We start from the raw sequence: 15,350 nt of genomic DNA on the forward strand, positions 1-15,350 counted from the left end.
AATGGATAGGAAAGAACAAAAGTCAATTATTGAAGGCCTTTTATTTGTTTCTGGTGATGAAGGGATTTATCCAGAACAAATAGCGAAAGTTCTTGAAATTGAAATGAATGAAGTAATTAATATTTTAGAAGAAATGCAACAAGAATGTGAAGGTGCAAACCGTGGTTTGCAAATTGTACAGTATGCAAAAGTATATCGTTTTGCTACAAAGAAAGAACATGCTTCATATTATCAAAAATTAATAGATACACCAACAGCTGCTTCGCTCTCACAAGCTGCCCTTGAAACGTTAGCGATTGTTGCATATCGTCAACCAATCACAAGGACTGAAATGGAAGAGATTAGAGGGGTTAAAACCGATAAGGCGTTACAAACGTTGGTTTCACATTTACTTATAAAAGAAATGGGAAGAGCGGAAGGACCAGGGCGTCCTATTTTATACGGAACAACAAAAGAATTTTTGGACACATTTGGATTGAAAACATTAGATGATTTACCGCCGCTTTCTGAAGAGAATGAACAAATGAATGAAGCGGATTTATTCTTCGGTTCCTTACAAGAGATATCGAAATAAAAGCTTAGCATTTTGCTAAGCTTTTTTTGTATATCAATTATTTACAGTGCCATACTAAATGAAAAAAGGAGACGAGTTATGAGAGGTATGCGGATTATTCTATTATTAGTTTCTGTTTTATTATGTTTTTCTTTAAATAGCGCATCAGCTAAAAGGTATATGATGTCCATTCATACTACGTCTCCTTTACATATGCATCGGCAACATCTTAGTAAAATGAAAGTGAGCTTTTTAAAAGTGGGGCAAGGTGATGCAACACTTATCATAATGCCAAACGGACAAACAATGTTAATTGATGGAGGACCTTATGAAGCAGGAGAAGTTATTATTCAGAAATTAATTGAGAAAGGGATTAATCATTTAGATGTAATTGTCAGTACGCATCCCGATATGGATCATATAGGGGGGCTAATTCCAATTGTAGAGCAAATGCCGGTATCGCTTATATTAGATAGCGGAAAAACATATAGTTCTCTTACTTATCATACATATCGGAATAATATTAAAAAAAGAGGGATACCTTTCGTTTCGGTAAAGGAAGGGCAATATATACCGCTGGATCCACATGTTTCTATACAAGTATTAAACAATGGGAAATCAAAAGATGAAAATAATGAATCCTCAATTGTTTTAAAGGTGCGATATGGAAAAGCGGATTTTTTATTAATGGGTGACGCGGATGTACGGACAGAACATGAAATATTAAAACAATTTGATGTACATGCAGATGTTTTAAAAGTGGGGCATCACGGTTCGTATACTTCAACAAGTGAAACGTTTATAAAAAAAGTGGAACCGCAGTTTGCTATTCTGTCTTACGGGAGTAGTAATCCGTATGGACATCCTCACCAAAGTGTAGTAAAACGCTTAAAAAGGCACGGTATAATGGTATATAGAACGAATAAACGTACAGTAGAAATAGAAACAGATGGTGAACATGTTATGTTAGAGTCTAGCGGGTTAATGCCATTGTTGAAGTGATTTCTATATTAGGGGTGGATACTGTCCCTTTTTGGAAAAATGAATAATATATATTATAATTATAAAGGACGTAAGAAATTTCCTTTTTTGTTGAATAAAAAGGAAATTTCATTAGAATGTATAGACAACTACTCGTGCATATATTAAGATGGAACTAGGCGAATAAGGTAATAATAACAAGTAGGTATTTCATGGGAAAGGATCGATGAAAATGAAAACGCAAATTGTCATCAATGCCAAAATTTACACAGGTCAAGATATAGTGGAAAACGGATTTATCCGTTACGCAGAAACCATTAAAGAAATTGGTTTGATGGCTCAATATGTACCACAAGAAAATGAAACTGTTTTTGATGCTACAGGGAAGATTGTAATTCCAGGTATGATCGATGTTCATATTCATGGAGGATACGATATTGATGCGATGGATGCAAATAGCGATGGGTTAGTAACTCTAGGTAAAGAAATGTTAAAAGAAGGGGTTACAACTTACTTCCCAACAACAATGACACAAGCTCCAGAGGCAATTGAAGCAGCGCTAACCGCTGCGAAAGAAGCAAAAGAAAAAGGAGCACATTTCGAATATATTCACTTAGAAGGACCTTATGTTTCAAAGAAACGTGCAGGTGCACAACCACTTGAACATATCGTTCCTGCAAATATTGAGCAATTTAAACAATGGCAAGAAGCAAGTGGGAATTTAATTAAATTAGTAACATATGCACCAGAAGAAGAGGGAGCATTAGAGTTTGAACAATATCTTGCTGAAACTGGTGTAGTTGGCACAATGGGGCATACAGATGCAATTGATGCGCAACTAAAAAATAGAAAGATTACACATGCGACACATTTATACAATCAAATGCGTGGATTACATCACCGTGAACCAGGGGTTGTTGGTCATGTGTTATTAAATCCAGATGTAATGGTTGAAGTAATTACAGATGGTATTCATATTCACCCTGATATGGTGAAATTAGCATATAAGTTAAAAGGACCGAAAAAAGTAAGTGTTATTACTGACGCAATGCGCGCAAAAGGTCTTGAAGATGGATTATATGAGCTTGGCGGACAGCCGGTACATGTAAAAGATGGTAGTGCTCGATTAGAAGATGGAACGTTAGCTGGTAGTATTCTAAAAATGGATCAAGCTTTCCGAAATGTAATTGAATTTACAGGTTGTTCAATCGAAGATGCAGTACTGATGACATCAGTTAACCAAGCAGAAGAGTTTGGATTAAATAATAAAGGTGCATTAGCGGTAGGAAAAGATGCAGACTTTGTTGTGATGAATGAAGATTTACATGTATATGATACGGTTCGTTTAGGAATTCATATGAAGGAAGGGAAGTAATTAAATGAATATTCTTGTTGTAAAAACTCCAGAAGAACTAGCAGAAGCAGGTTATAAATTAATTGAAGAAGTTGTAAAAACAAAAGAAAATCCAACATTAGGAATGGCTACAGGAAGCTCTCCATTAGGTATTTATGCAGAAATGCGAAAAAATAAACTTGATACAAGCCGTGTAACCACTGTAAACTTAGATGAGTACGTAAATTTACCACATGAAGATAAAAACAGCTATCACTATTTCATGCAAGAACAGTTGTTTGATTATCTTCCATTTAAACAAACTTATGTACCAAACGGGATGGCAAGTGATTTAGAGGAAGAGTGCAAACGTTACGAGGGCATTCTAGCTGCTAACCCAGTTGACCTACAGATTCTTGGAATCGGTGAAAACGGTCACATCGGATTTAACGAGCCAGGAACACCGTTTAATTCTCCAACGAACATTGTTGAATTAACAGAATCTACACGCCAAGCAAACCTTCGCTTCTTCGAAAAAGAAGAAGATGTGCCAACTCATGCGATTACAATGGGAATTGGAAGCATTATGAAAGCGAAACAAGTTCTACTTGTAGCTATGGGTGCTAAAAAGGCAGAAGCTGTTAAAGAATTATTGCAAGGTGAATATAGTGAAGAGTGTCCGGCTACAGTTTTACAACGTCATCCGAATGTAACCGTAATCGCAGATCAAGAAGCTCTATCTTTATGCAGTGAGGCGATTGCTGATGAACATCGACAAGTATTCACCATTTCCGATCTATTATCAGATTCAAGAGTGGGTGAAACAGCTAATTGAGGACGGCGAATGGAAGCCGGGAGATAAAATCCCATCTGAGAATGAACTTTGTGATAAGTTCGAAGTGAGTCGTATGACAATCAGACAGGCGATTAATAATTTAGTGGAACAAGGCTATTTATATCGGAAGCGTGGAATTGGAACATTTGTCCAACTTCCGAAAGTGGAACAAAAATTGCAAGGAATGACGGGATTCACAGAAGATATGATTTCTCGTGGAATGAACCCAAGTAGTCAATTACTTAGTTTCCGCCTAGTTCCAGCTACTGCTAAAATAGCAGACCGGTTGAGAATACAGGAGGGGGAATCGGTTTATGAAGTGAGGCGTATTCGCTTAGCTGATGATGAACCGATTGCTTTTGAGACGACATATTTGTCGCCAGCTCTTGTAAAAGATATTAACGAAGAGATATTGCAACAATCTTTATATGAACATTTAGAGAAAAAACTGGGCTTTAAACTTGTTAGCGCTACTCAGTCAATTGAAGCTTCTGTTGCGACGGAAAATGAAGCTGAACATCTGCATATTCCTAAAAAGGCGCCTGTACTTGTAATGCGTCAATGGTCATATTCAGAAGGTGAGATACCGCTAGAGTACGTGAAATGTATTTATCGTGGAGATCGTTATAAATTTATTACGAATATCGCACGTAACAAATAGTATATTTCAGTTTGTGAAGTACAGTCGAAATGAAAATGGATAACATGTAAAGAAATAAAAATACGACTCATCCTTATAAGGAATGAGTCGTATTTTTATTATGAGCAATTACGTGGTTAACAGCATCTTTGACGTGATTTACTACATAGTGAGCGTGTTTTTTTACTGCATCATCTGCTTGCGACATAGCAAAACTGTGAGGAGTTAAAGAAAACATAGGAATATCATTGTAAGAATCCCCTATACAAGCAATTTCCTCAGGTTTTATTTGAAACTCATTTAATAAAACAGAAATGGCAGAGCCTTTACTAACATTCGGTGGCATTACATCTAAACATTGTTCTGCTGAGATGAAAGTACTAACTTTCCCGTGGAATTTTTCATCAATTTTTTTTTGAAGGAGTTGTAAGCTCTCCTTTGTTCCACCGACAGAAATTTTATTTGGGAAAATTGTATCATCAATCTTCTGTAGTAAGTTTGGTTCTTCAACAGAAGTCATTGTTACTTGTTGTTCAAGTTCTTGAATAAAAGGTGTTTTCTCTTCAATGTAATAATTATGCTCATCACTTACATAACGGAAATAAGGATTTTCATTCGTCATAGCTAACAAATCGGGAAGTATGCTGGAATCAAAAGTTGCAGATAATAGTTGTTTATTTTCATGTGTATATACAAAAACACCATTTACACTAATACGATGAAAATTTGTATTTACAGCTTTCATTAAGTCTGCAATTTCATTATCAAGTCTTCCGGAAGCGAAGCAAAGAATAACATTTTGCTCGGCGAGGCTGCGTAGTGCCGCAACATCTTGTTCATCAATAAGACCTCCGTGTTGCATCATTGTACCATCGATATCACTTACAAACATTTTAATCATGCTGTTATCTCCTTTCTATGTACAGTTGCTCTTACATTATACGCATCATATATAAACATGTCTAAAAAATGAATTTTTATTAAATGGCAGATGTTTTACATTGACGACAAAGAAGAATATTCTGTAACATAAAAGTAGGCTATTTAAGTACGAGGGTGGTGTTATATGAATAATTATCTAGAAATTAAAAAAGTTTTAAATAATAATGTCATCATTGCTAGCCATCCTGAACACGAGGAAGTAGTAGTGATTGGTAAAGGAATTGGATTTGGGAAAAAAGCGAAAGATGTATTGGAGCAAGAACAAATCGAAAAAATGTTTGTCTTAAAAAATGAACGTGATCGTGAACAATATAAATTATTAGTGCCGCATGTTAGTGAAAAATTAATTGAATTGATGAACGATATTATGCTGTACATTCAAGAAAAAGCGAAATCTCCACTAAATGAACATATTCATATTGCGTTAACAGATCATATTTCATTTGCAATTAAAAGGTTAAAACAAGGACTTACAATTGATAATCCTTTTTTAGTTGAAACAAAAATGCTCTATCCAGAGGAATATGAAATTGCGGAAGGTGTTGTAGAACTTTTAAATTCTCGTTTGCAAATTACATTGCCAGAAGGAGAAATTGGTTTTATTGCACTTCACATTTACAGTTCGCTTACAAATTCTGATTTATCTTCAGTTAATCAAAACTCCCGTCTCATTGCACAACTTGTATCTTTAATTGAGACAAACTTAGAAATTACATTAGATCAAGAGAGCATTCATTATTTACGCCTTATTCGTCATCTTCAATATGCTATTGAGAGGGTGAAAAAAGGAGAAAAAGTAGAAGAATCGCAAAGTTTTGCTGATTTATTAAAGGCGGAGTATCCAGTTTGCTATAACGTAGCTTGGAAGCTAGTTAAGGTCATGCAAAAAGAGTTGCAACTACCTGTATATGAAGCTGAAAGTATTTATTTAACGATGCACTTGCAACGCTTAGTCAAGGCAGAGCATGTGTAATAATTCATATATTTTTGTCTAAAATGAAAACGTTAAAAAAAATGATTGAATCGCTTACAATAGTTATGTATAATAACTATTGCAAAGTTATACAAATTTCGACAAACACATTAAGGTGAGTAACGAAAACGTTTGCCTTAATTATAGTGAACTTATACGTAAACCTATTTTTGACACGTGTTACTGATTCGATCAGGCATGAGTGGAGAAAAGTAAGGAATGTAAGCTAGAGAAAGGGATATACTACCCTTTGTATAGCTATCGTTCTATCTTTTTTTCCTCATGTCTTTTTGGCGTTTGTCGGAAGGTATCAATATAGATAAGAGAGGAAGGGTTTCCATGTTTAAGAAGATCTTTGGTGTTCTTCAAAAAGTCGGAAAAGCGTTAATGCTTCCAGTAGCGATTTTACCGGCAGCAGGTATTTTACTTGGATTTGGTAATGCATTTCAAAATCCACAGTTAACAAATGTTATTCCTGCTTTAAAAGCAGATTGGTTCGTAATGGTTGCAAAAATTATGGAACAATCTGGTGATATTATTTTCGCTAACCTTGCATTATTATTCGCAGTTGGGGTAGCAATTGGTTTAGCTGGTGGAGACGGAGTAGCTGGTTTAGCAGCATTCGTCGGTTACTTAATTATGAACAAAACGATGAGTGTGTTCTTAGAAGTAGATAAGCTAGTGAAAGTAACAAGTTCTGGAGCAGACCCAGTAAAAATTGGATTTACAGATCCAGCGTATGCAAACGTATTAGGTATTCCAACGCTACAAACAGGGGTATTTGGTGGTATTATCGTCGGTATAGTAGCGGCATATTGCTATAATAAATACTTCAACATTGAATTACCATCATACTTAGGTTTCTTTGCAGGTAAGCGTTTCGTACCGATCGCAACTGCAACATTCTCTTTAATAGTAGGTATTATCATGTGCTTCGTTTGGCCATACATTCAAGGTGGCTTAAACACGTTCTCACATCAAATGATTGATGCAAATAGAACAATCGCAGCATTTATATTCGGTTTAATTGAACGTTCATTAATTCCATTTGGACTACATCACATTTTCTATTCACCGTTCTGGTTCGAATTCGGTCAGTATACAAATGCAGCTGGCGAATTAATCCGTGGTGACCAAAAAATCTTTATGGCACAGTTAAAAGACGGTGTAGAATTAACAGCAGGTACATTTACAACTGGTAAGTATCCGTTCATGATGTTCGGTCTTCCAGCAGCAGCTTTAGCAATGTACCATGAAGCACGTCCAGAAAATAAAAAATTAGCAGCAGGTATTTTAGGTTCTGCAGCATTAACATCTTTCTTAACAGGTATTACAGAGCCACTTGAATTTTCATTCTTATTCGTAGCGCCAGTATTATTCGGAATTCACGCTGTATTTGCTGGTCTATCATTTATGACAATGCAAATTTTAGGTGTTAAAATTGGTATGACATTCTCTGGTGGTTTAATTGACTTCCTATTATTCGGTGTACTACCAGGCCGTACAGCATGGTGGTGGGTAATTATTGTTGGTCTTGTACTAGCAGTTATTTACTACTTCGGATTCCGCTTTGCAATCCGTAAATGGAATCTAAAAACACCTGGTCGTGAAGAGGCAAATGCGAATGACGGTGCAGGAAAAACAGAAGCAGGCGAACTTCCTCGTGAAGTATTAGTAGCACTTGGTGGTAAAGAAAACATTGCTTCTTTAGATGCTTGTATTACTCGTTTACGTGTTCAAGTTAACGAACAAAAGAATGTAAACAAAGACCGCTTAAAAGAACTTGGAGCAGCTGGTGTACTTGAAGTTGGAAATAACATTCAAGCTATTTTCGGACCGAAATCTGACACGTTAAAATCACAAATTCATGATATAATGTCAGGTCGTACACCTCATGTTGAAAAAGAAGAACCTGTAAAAGTGGAAGAAACTCCTCAAAAAGTTGATGAAAATGAAACAATTGTATCACCAATCGAAGGGAAAATCTTACCAATTACAGAAGTGCCTGACCAAGTATTCTCAGGAAAAATGATGGGAGACGGATTTGCAATTGAGCCAACTGAAGGAACAGTAGTTTCTCCAGTTAACGGTGAAATTGTCAATGTATTCCCTACAAAACATGCGATTGGTATTCAATCTGAAGGCGGAAAAGAAATTTTAATCCACTTTGGTATTGATACTGTAAAATTAAATGGTGAAGGATTCGAGGCACTTGTAGCACAAGGTGATAAAGTGAAGCAAGGCCAACCATTATTAAAAGTAGATCTTGCATTTGTAAAAGAAAATGCACCATCTATCATTACACCAATTGTATTTACAAACTTACAACAAGGGCAACAAGTCGAATTGAAAAAAGATGGAAATGTTAAGAAGGGCGAAACCGCTATTATTGACATTCAGTAGGAATTTGACGCAAAATGTTTATAATTATAATAGGCGATGTGGTTGACCGAACATCGCCTATTATATACAATAGATGATGTAGTACTCACGTCTATACAACTAAAAAAAACTGTAATTTAAAGGAGATAAATAATCATGGAAAAAATCTTTAAAGTAACTAGCGACTCAGGAATTCATGCTCGTCCAGCAACTCTACTTGTAAACACTGCAAGCAAATTCGGTTCTGACATTAACTTAGAGTATAACGGAAAGAACGTTAACTTAAAATCAATCATGGGCGTTATGTCTTTAGGCATTCAACAAAACGCAGAAATTAAAATCACTGCAAATGGTGATGATGCAGCTCAAGCACTAGCAGCTATCGAAGAAACTATGAAAAACGAAGGATTAGGAGAATAATGACTCTTAACATTCAAGGGATCGCTGCATCAAGTGGGATTGCTATTGCAAAGGCTTTCAGACTTGAAAATCCTGAATTTAACATCGAAAAGAAATCAATTACAAACGAAGCTGCAGAAATTGCACGCTTAGAAGCTGCGCTTGAGAAAGCAAAAACTGAATTAGAAGCTATTAAGGACCACGCATTTGCTGAGCTAGGTGCTGACAAAGCTGCGATCTTTGAAGCACATTTATTAGTGTTAAATGATCCAGAACTAGTAAACCCAGTAAAAGATAAAGTAAATAGCGAAAAAGTAAATGCTGAATTTGCAATGGATGAAGTTGCATCAATGTTTATTTCTATGTTTGAAAACATGGATAACGAATATATGAAAGAACGTGCTGCGGACATTCGTGATGTAACAAAACGCGTTCTTGCACATTTACTAGGAATTAACTTCTCAAATCCTGGTACAATTTCTGAAGAGGTAATCATTATTGCTGAAGATTTAACACCATCTGATACAGCTCAGTTAAACCGTAAGTATGCAAAAGGTTTCACTACTGATATCGGTGGACGTACATCTCACTCTGCAATTATGGCTCGTTCTATGGAAATTCCAGCTGTTGTTGGTACGAAAGTTGTTATGGAGAAAATCCAAAACGGCGATATCGTTATCATTGACGGTTTAGATGGAGAAGTAATTGTAAACCCATCAGAAGAAACTCTTCGTTCGTTTGAAGAAAAGAAAGCGAAATTTGAAGAGCAAAAAACTGAATGGGCAAAATTAAAAGACCAAGCTACTGTAACAAGTGATGGACATCACGTTGAGCTTGTTGCAAATATCGGAACACCAAATGATGTACAAGGTATTATCGATAATGGCGGAGAAGGCGTTGGCTTATACCGTACAGAATTCTTATACATGGGTCGTGACAATCTTCCAACAGAAGAAGAGCAGTTCGAAGCGTATAAAGCAGTTCTTGAAGGTGTAAAAGAAGGTCAACCAGTCGTTGTTCGTACACTTGACATCGGTGGAGATAAAGAGCTTCCATACTTACATTTACCAAAAGAAATGAACCCATTTTTAGGATACCGTGCAATTCGCTTATGTCTTGATGAGCAAGATGTGTTCCGTACACAACTTCGTGCATTACTTCGTGCTAGCGTATACGGTAACTTAAAAATTATGTTCCCAATGATTGCAACTCTTGATGAGTTCCGTCAAGCAAAAGCAATTTTATTAGAAGAGAAAGCGAAACTTGTAGAAGCGGGTACAACTGTTTCTGATTCTATTGAAGTTGGTATGATGGTTGAAATCCCAGCTTCAGCAGTATTAGCAGATCAATTCGCGAAAGAAGTTGACTTCTTCTCTATCGGAACAAATGATTTAATCCAATACACAATGGCTGCAGACCGTATGAACGAACAAGTATCATACTTATACCAACCATATAACCCATCTATTTTACGTCTTGTAAAAATGGTTATCGATGCTGCTCATAAAGAAGGCAAATGGGCTGGTATGTGTGGTGAGATGGCAGGCGATTCACTTGCTATCCCATTATTATTAGGATTAGGTTTAGATGAGTTCAGTATGAGTGCAACATCTATTCTTCCTGCAAGAACACAACTAAGCAAGTTGTCAAAAGCAGAAATGGAAACATTAGCAGAAAAAGCATTAATGATGTCAACTGCTGAAGAAGTTGTTGAACTAGTTAAAAGCATATAACCAATAAAAAAACCTGAGTCGATTTGAAATCGGTCTCAGGTTTTTTCTATGAGAAAAATAAATCTTATTTTCTTACTATAGAGGATAAGGAACGGAATTAGATAGCGATAGCAACGATATCAGTTGGGCATACACGTAAAATACCAGTAAAAGTATTTCGATTTTGATTGTTCTTATCGTCTTTATTGTTATCTTTGTCGTCTTTGTTATTACGAGCTAAAGCAGAGAAAAGAGCAACACCGTTAGCGAAACCTTCAAAAATTACATTGTTGAAAGTGCCATTACCTCTAATGCTTAAAAGAGAAAGTTCTGTTCCAACTGAAATGCTAGCAAGTACGTTACATACAGCTGGTTGTTGTGGTCTAACTACTTCTCTCTCTTTCTCTTTCTCATGATGTCTGCACTCTCTTTCATGATGATGACAGTCTCTAAAGTTATCACAGCATCCAAATGATCCAAACATAATCCTCATCACCCCCTTCACACTTATAATCTATGTAAGTTCGGTAGTGAGTGACTGGACAGAGAGTGGAATTTTTTCTAGGGGATTTTCTCATTTTAAATGACTAGCTGGGTGTTTAGTATGGAATGATGTTTAAAATAGGGGGAATATAACAAAAAAATGTAAAAACCACCGAAATAAATGAAATAGGTAGCCTTTACACTTTTTTACTTTTATATAAAACGATGATATATACAGGAAGAGCTAGGAGTAGTGGTACAATGGATCGTGCAGTATGTTTTTCTGATTCTAATTGGAATGCTTCTTCTTTTGGGAATTGTAAAATGGAGATGTTTGCGGCATCACCAATAAAATATAGAAGCAGTACAGTTACTATGTAACATAAAAGTGCGATAAAGCTTCCGTATGAACTCAATGAAAATCCCTCTCTTGTTATCTATTTGTTATCATTGTATCACAATTGTAACAAAAATACACGGGTATATTTCAACACCTAAACAAAATTCGACACAAAACGTCAAGTTTATTTATGATAAGGGAATAGAATATACTTTTCCCTTATCATAAATGTCGAATGATTTGTAGTAATATTACAAAAGTATGACAGGGAATAAAAAAACGAAGGCAATGTAGTTACCTTCGTTTTTTATTATTTTGCCCACTCACTCACTTGCTCTACGCTCATACGAGGTGCAGGGTGTCCTTTTAAAGTTGATTCACCAATTGTAATAAGCATAATTGGAACGTAACGAGATGAAACGTTAAATTCGTCTGTCAGTGCTTGTGGATTGAAGCCACCAATAGCACAAGTATCCCAACCAGTTGCTTTAGCTGCAAGCATAAGTTGCATTGCTGCTAAAGATGCATTTGAAAAGGCAGCATCTCTTGGGAATTGTTCACGAGCATATGCAGATTCAATATTTTTAGCTAAGCGTTCTTTTGCTTCTTCTTTCATAAATCCTTGTTCTACAATTGGACCATATACTGGCTCAACATTTTTATAAGCTTCTAAATCACCTAAAATAGCGACTACTGCAGAAGCATCAAGAATTTGTTGCTGGTTATAAGCTATTGGGTGTAATCGTTTTTGTACATCTTCACCTTGAAAAACAAGGAATTTCCAGTGTTGCAAGTTCCAAGCGGAAGGTGCTTGTGCTGCGGCTTTTAAAATCTCATGTAATTCTGTAGATGAGATTTCTTTATTTGGGTTGAATGCACGTGTAGATGTGCGTTCATATAGAACGTTAAAAAAGTTGTCGTTTGTCATTGTATATCCTCCAAATTGTATATCGAATTATTTTCAAAAAAATAATATACACTACTTACATTTTGTAAGTTATCGAATTTAAGAATATAATATCTTTATTTTAATTGTCAAGTTTTAAAAATAAGCTAGGGCATTCATACAAACGATACAATTCCTACAATCATACACTAAAAAAGGAATTTATAGAGTGAAAAGCGAAGATAACATTCTCAATTAGCTTGTTAATATGTATCTCTCACAAATTAAAGTTTATTGGAGAACAGTCTTTTAAAAAAGTTTGTGAGGAATTCAGTAGAACAAGATATATGAAGTGAGTGAAGACTAGTGATGAACATACTACATTTTTTATTAGAGAATACGGTTTTCCAAAATGTGTTACAAGATCTGCAGTTAAATGTCCTTTATATAGAAAATGGATGTAAGCATCAACAAACGGTAGAAAATATCCATCCAAAATGTATGTTTATAGCAAATAGTTTTGAAGAGGGCGAACTATTATTTCAAAGAACGAAACCACACATTATCATTACGTATGTAACAGATTATTCTCAAATAAAATATATAAAGAATATGTATACTCCGCACAGTACATTCATTGTCATTTGGGATCAACAAATAACAAAAGAATTCACAGATGTACTTGCATTAGGAATACGTAATATTGTAATAGCTCCTGTAACTCCGCAAGCAGTGTTAGAGGAAGTGAATAAGAGTTTGTATCAACTTTCTTTAGTAAGGCAAGTCGGTTTGCAGCAGGAATTGCTTCAAACGATGTTTGATTTTCAAAATGATCTATTATTTATAGTAGAAGATGATGAGGTTGTTGATTGTAATACAAATTTTTTAGCTTTTTTTGGATATGAAAATCTGTTTGCCTATCGTGAGCAACATTTAGTATTTGCTGAACATTTTATTAGAGAAAGTGGATACTATTCGACGACGCATGATATCACATGGTTAGACGATACTTTATCAAGTGGTAGAAGAATTAAGATGCTAAATTATGAAGGGGTAGTATCCACTTTTTTATTACGTGCGACACCATTGCCAGAAGATTTATCAAGATTTATTGTAAAGTGCACGGAAATTACAGAATTAGATGAAATCTATCAAGAGCAAGAAAGACTTGCTATGGTAGATTCATTGACAGAGATTTATAATCGTTTAAAGTTTCAACAAATACTAGAGGTAGAGTGGGAAAAGGTAATACGTAGTGATGAGAAAATAGCTATCATTTTATTTGATATAGATAATTTTAAAACGGTTAATGACACATATGGTCATGATTTTGGTGATTTGGCATTAATACAACTTGCAGAGCTTATGAAATCTAAAGTGGAGCAACAACATGTATTTGCAAGATGGGGAGGAGAAGAATTCATTATATTAGTGACAAATACAGTAGAAAAGGAAGCATTTCAAGTTGCGGAGTCATTACGATTCTTCATTGAAACAAAGCAATTCACTGGAATTTCGAAGCTAACAGCTAGCTTTGGAGTTGCGTTATATGAACAAGGAACTACAAGAGAAGAATTAATGCAACGAGCGGACATTGCATTATATGAAGCGAAAAAAAATGGGAAGAATCAAGTATGTGTGTATAGAAAAGAAAAAATGTAATTTTTCGCAACAAATTGTTGCGATTTTTTTTTATTGTTTGATAATAGAATAGGGGGACAATTTTTAGCGAAGGAATTATGGAGGATCAATATGATAAAAAAAGTAATGGTGATGGCTTCACTGTCTGCTATAGTTGGCGGCGGAGTATACTATTTTCTTGTTAGCCCCAATATAAAGGAAAACACTGTATTAACAACTAAAGTGAATCCTACTATTGAATCAGAAGTACAAGGGAATATAGAAGAAAAAGAAGAGCAACAAATTGATTATGCTAGCATATCTCAAAAATTAGATCAATATTTAGTCGGAAAGCAATTTAATGGAACAGTTTTGGTAACAGATAAAGAGCGTGTTATATTGAATAAAGGATATGGGTATGCTGATGTTCAAAATAAAATAGAAAATACGCCTCAAACAAAATATCGTATTGGTTCTATTACGAAAACAGTTGTTGCCACATCTATTTTACAGTTGCAAGAACAAGGTAAATTGAATATTCAAGATAATGTAAATAAATATATTCCTTCATTTCCGGAGAATAAAAATATTACGCTATATCATTTATTAACCCATACCTCTGGTTTACCTGAACATGCGAAAGGAAATGTGAATGCTGCTTCCCGTTTACAGTTAATTAATTGGATTGGACGTCAAAATTTAGAATTTCCTGCAGGAACAGGTTGGAGATATACAGATTATAATTATATGGTTCTTGCTTATATAATAGAACATATCTCGAAAAAACCTTTAGGAGATTACATAAAAGAAAACATATTTGTAAAAGCAGATATGCATGAATCCGGTATGGGAAATATGGTACCTGGAGATAAAAATTTTACAAAGGGTTATGTGAAAAAAAATCAAGAGCTTGTACCAGCGCAGAAGTTAGGCATGGATTGGCTATATGGTTGTGGTGAGATGTATACGACAGTTGGAGATATGAAGAAGTTAGACGAAGCAATTATAAATGGAAAACTTCTTTCTGAACAAAGTATACAAGCAATGTTTTCGCCTTCAGCAGAACGGAAATATGCATTTAGTTTTTATATATATCCAGATTATTTTCATAATCATGGTGTATTATCTGGTTGGAACACTTTCAATAATTTTAATAAAGAAAAAGGAATTTTTGTTATGTTATTTTCAAATGTAAAAAATAGTATGGATGATGACTTTAATAAAGAGTTCCGAAAGATGGTAAATGATTTATTAGAACAAAGGGGATGAGA

The 15,350-nt window shown here is 35.0% G+C and carries 15 protein-coding genes; 11 read left to right on the plus strand and 4 right to left on the minus strand.

Annotated elements, in window-relative coordinates:
- Window position 1 precedes the first annotated feature (1 nt).
- The 5 genes from scpB to BUA87_RS17200 all read left to right on the plus strand — a co-directional run bounded on the left by scpB (window position 2) and on the right by BUA87_RS17200 (window position 4,363).
- A complete protein-coding gene (scpB, locus tag BUA87_RS17180; RefSeq protein WP_000375171.1) occupies window positions 2-574 on the plus strand; it encodes a segregation/condensation protein ScpB in 573 nt (190 codons plus the stop codon).
- Between the two features lie 78 nt (window positions 575-652).
- Complete coding sequence (locus BUA87_RS17185; protein ID WP_001214828.1) at window positions 653-1,555, plus strand: ComEC/Rec2 family competence protein; 903 nt, start codon at window positions 653-655, stop codon at window positions 1,553-1,555.
- Window positions 1,556-1,766: 211 nt separating this feature from the next.
- Window positions 1,767-2,909: an N-acetylglucosamine-6-phosphate deacetylase gene (gene nagA / locus BUA87_RS17190; protein ID WP_002094130.1), complete on the plus strand. Its 1,143-nt coding sequence runs from the start codon at window positions 1,767-1,769 to the stop codon at window positions 2,907-2,909.
- Window positions 2,910-2,913: 4 nt separating this feature from the next.
- Window positions 2,914-3,702 (plus strand): glucosamine-6-phosphate deaminase, encoded by a 789-nt coding sequence (nagB, locus tag BUA87_RS17195; protein ID WP_001024213.1) that lies wholly within the window; start codon window positions 2,914-2,916, stop codon window positions 3,700-3,702.
- Entirely contained in the window at window positions 3,632-4,363 is a 732-nt protein-coding gene (locus BUA87_RS17200; protein WP_014894892.1) for a GntR family transcriptional regulator, read from the plus strand. The genes nagB and BUA87_RS17200 overlap by 71 nt, the downstream gene beginning before the upstream one ends.
- A gap of 73 nt (window positions 4,364-4,436) precedes the next feature.
- Here BUA87_RS17200 and BUA87_RS17205 read toward each other — a convergent pair whose 3' ends face one another.
- Complete coding sequence (locus tag BUA87_RS17205) at window positions 4,437-5,243, minus strand: Cof-type HAD-IIB family hydrolase (protein WP_000594250.1); 807 nt, start codon at window positions 5,241-5,243, stop codon at window positions 4,437-4,439.
- Window positions 5,244-5,408: 165 nt separating this feature from the next.
- On the opposite strand from BUA87_RS17205, the gene glcT reads away from it, so the two are divergent.
- From glcT to ptsP, 4 genes are all read left to right on the plus strand, one after another.
- Entirely contained in the window at window positions 5,409-6,257 is an 849-nt protein-coding gene (gene glcT, locus BUA87_RS17210; protein ID WP_001067322.1) for a glucose PTS transporter transcription antiterminator GlcT, read from the plus strand.
- A gap of 339 nt (window positions 6,258-6,596) precedes the next feature.
- Complete coding sequence (ptsG, locus tag BUA87_RS17215; RefSeq protein ID WP_000473191.1) at window positions 6,597-8,660, plus strand: PTS glucose transporter subunit IIABC; 2,064 nt, start codon at window positions 6,597-6,599, stop codon at window positions 8,658-8,660.
- Between the two features lie 135 nt (window positions 8,661-8,795).
- Window positions 8,796-9,059, plus strand: coding sequence for a phosphocarrier protein HPr (ptsH, locus tag BUA87_RS17220; protein ID WP_000411080.1), 264 nt, complete (start codon window positions 8,796-8,798; stop codon window positions 9,057-9,059).
- Window positions 9,059-10,771, plus strand: coding sequence for a phosphoenolpyruvate--protein phosphotransferase (gene ptsP / locus BUA87_RS17225; protein WP_060632134.1), 1,713 nt, complete (start codon window positions 9,059-9,061; stop codon window positions 10,769-10,771). Before ptsH ends, ptsP begins: the two co-directional genes overlap by 1 nt.
- A gap of 97 nt (window positions 10,772-10,868) precedes the next feature.
- On the opposite strand, the gene BUA87_RS17230 is transcribed toward ptsP, so the two are convergent.
- From BUA87_RS17230 to BUA87_RS17240, 3 genes are all read right to left on the minus strand, one after another.
- Window positions 10,869-11,234 (minus strand): DUF3915 domain-containing protein, encoded by a 366-nt coding sequence (locus tag BUA87_RS17230; protein WP_000468017.1) that lies wholly within the window; start codon window positions 11,232-11,234, stop codon window positions 10,869-10,871.
- 196 nt (window positions 11,235-11,430) lie between these two features.
- Window positions 11,431-11,649 (minus strand): hypothetical protein, encoded by a 219-nt coding sequence (locus BUA87_RS17235; RefSeq protein WP_000100485.1) that lies wholly within the window; start codon window positions 11,647-11,649, stop codon window positions 11,431-11,433.
- Window positions 11,650-11,883: 234 nt separating this feature from the next.
- Window positions 11,884-12,501, minus strand: coding sequence for a nitroreductase family protein (locus BUA87_RS17240; RefSeq protein WP_000180387.1), 618 nt, complete (start codon window positions 12,499-12,501; stop codon window positions 11,884-11,886).
- 327 nt (window positions 12,502-12,828) lie between these two features.
- Here BUA87_RS17240 and BUA87_RS17245 point away from each other — a divergent pair, with 327 nt between their 5' ends.
- Entirely contained in the window at window positions 12,829-14,121 is a 1,293-nt protein-coding gene (locus tag BUA87_RS17245; protein WP_072940323.1) for a GGDEF domain-containing protein, read from the plus strand.
- Window positions 14,122-14,211: 90 nt separating this feature from the next.
- On the plus strand, window positions 14,212-15,348 hold the full coding sequence (locus BUA87_RS17250) for a serine hydrolase (protein WP_000592902.1): 1,137 nt from the start codon (window positions 14,212-14,214) through the stop codon (window positions 15,346-15,348).
- Window positions 15,349-15,350 lie beyond the last annotated feature (2 nt).

The sequence above is a fragment of the Bacillus sp. bc15 genome (assembly GCF_900142585.1).
Classification (GTDB): Bacteria; Bacillota; Bacilli; order Bacillales; family Bacillaceae_G; genus Bacillus_A; species Bacillus_A cereus.

Excerpts from the sequence above, each read along its gene's own strand:
- scpB (WP_000375171.1), top strand. The coding sequence starts at position 2 with ATGGATAGGAAAGAACAAAAGTCAATTATTGAAGGCCTTTTATTTGTT.
- BUA87_RS17185 (WP_001214828.1), top strand. The coding sequence starts at position 653 with ATGAGAGGTATGCGGATTATTCTATTATTAGTTTCTGTTTTATTATGT.
- nagA (WP_002094130.1), top strand. The coding sequence starts at position 1,767 with ATGAAAACGCAAATTGTCATCAATGCCAAAATTTACACAGGTCAAGAT.
- nagB (WP_001024213.1), top strand. The coding sequence starts at position 2,914 with ATGAATATTCTTGTTGTAAAAACTCCAGAAGAACTAGCAGAAGCAGGT.
- BUA87_RS17200 (WP_014894892.1), top strand. The coding sequence starts at position 3,632 with ATGAACATCGACAAGTATTCACCATTTCCGATCTATTATCAGATTCAA.
- BUA87_RS17205 (WP_000594250.1), bottom strand. The coding sequence starts at position 5,243 with ATGATTAAAATGTTTGTAAGTGATATCGATGGTACAATGATGCAACAC.
- glcT (WP_001067322.1), top strand. The coding sequence starts at position 5,409 with ATGAATAATTATCTAGAAATTAAAAAAGTTTTAAATAATAATGTCATC.
- ptsG (WP_000473191.1), top strand. The coding sequence starts at position 6,597 with ATGTTTAAGAAGATCTTTGGTGTTCTTCAAAAAGTCGGAAAAGCGTTA.
- ptsH (WP_000411080.1), top strand. The coding sequence starts at position 8,796 with ATGGAAAAAATCTTTAAAGTAACTAGCGACTCAGGAATTCATGCTCGT.
- ptsP (WP_060632134.1), top strand. The coding sequence starts at position 9,059 with ATGACTCTTAACATTCAAGGGATCGCTGCATCAAGTGGGATTGCTATT.
- BUA87_RS17230 (WP_000468017.1), bottom strand. The coding sequence starts at position 11,234 with ATGTTTGGATCATTTGGATGCTGTGATAACTTTAGAGACTGTCATCAT.
- BUA87_RS17240 (WP_000180387.1), bottom strand. The coding sequence starts at position 12,501 with ATGACAAACGACAACTTTTTTAACGTTCTATATGAACGCACATCTACA.
- BUA87_RS17245 (WP_072940323.1), top strand. The coding sequence starts at position 12,829 with ATGAACATACTACATTTTTTATTAGAGAATACGGTTTTCCAAAATGTG.
- BUA87_RS17250 (WP_000592902.1), top strand. The coding sequence starts at position 14,212 with ATGATAAAAAAAGTAATGGTGATGGCTTCACTGTCTGCTATAGTTGGC.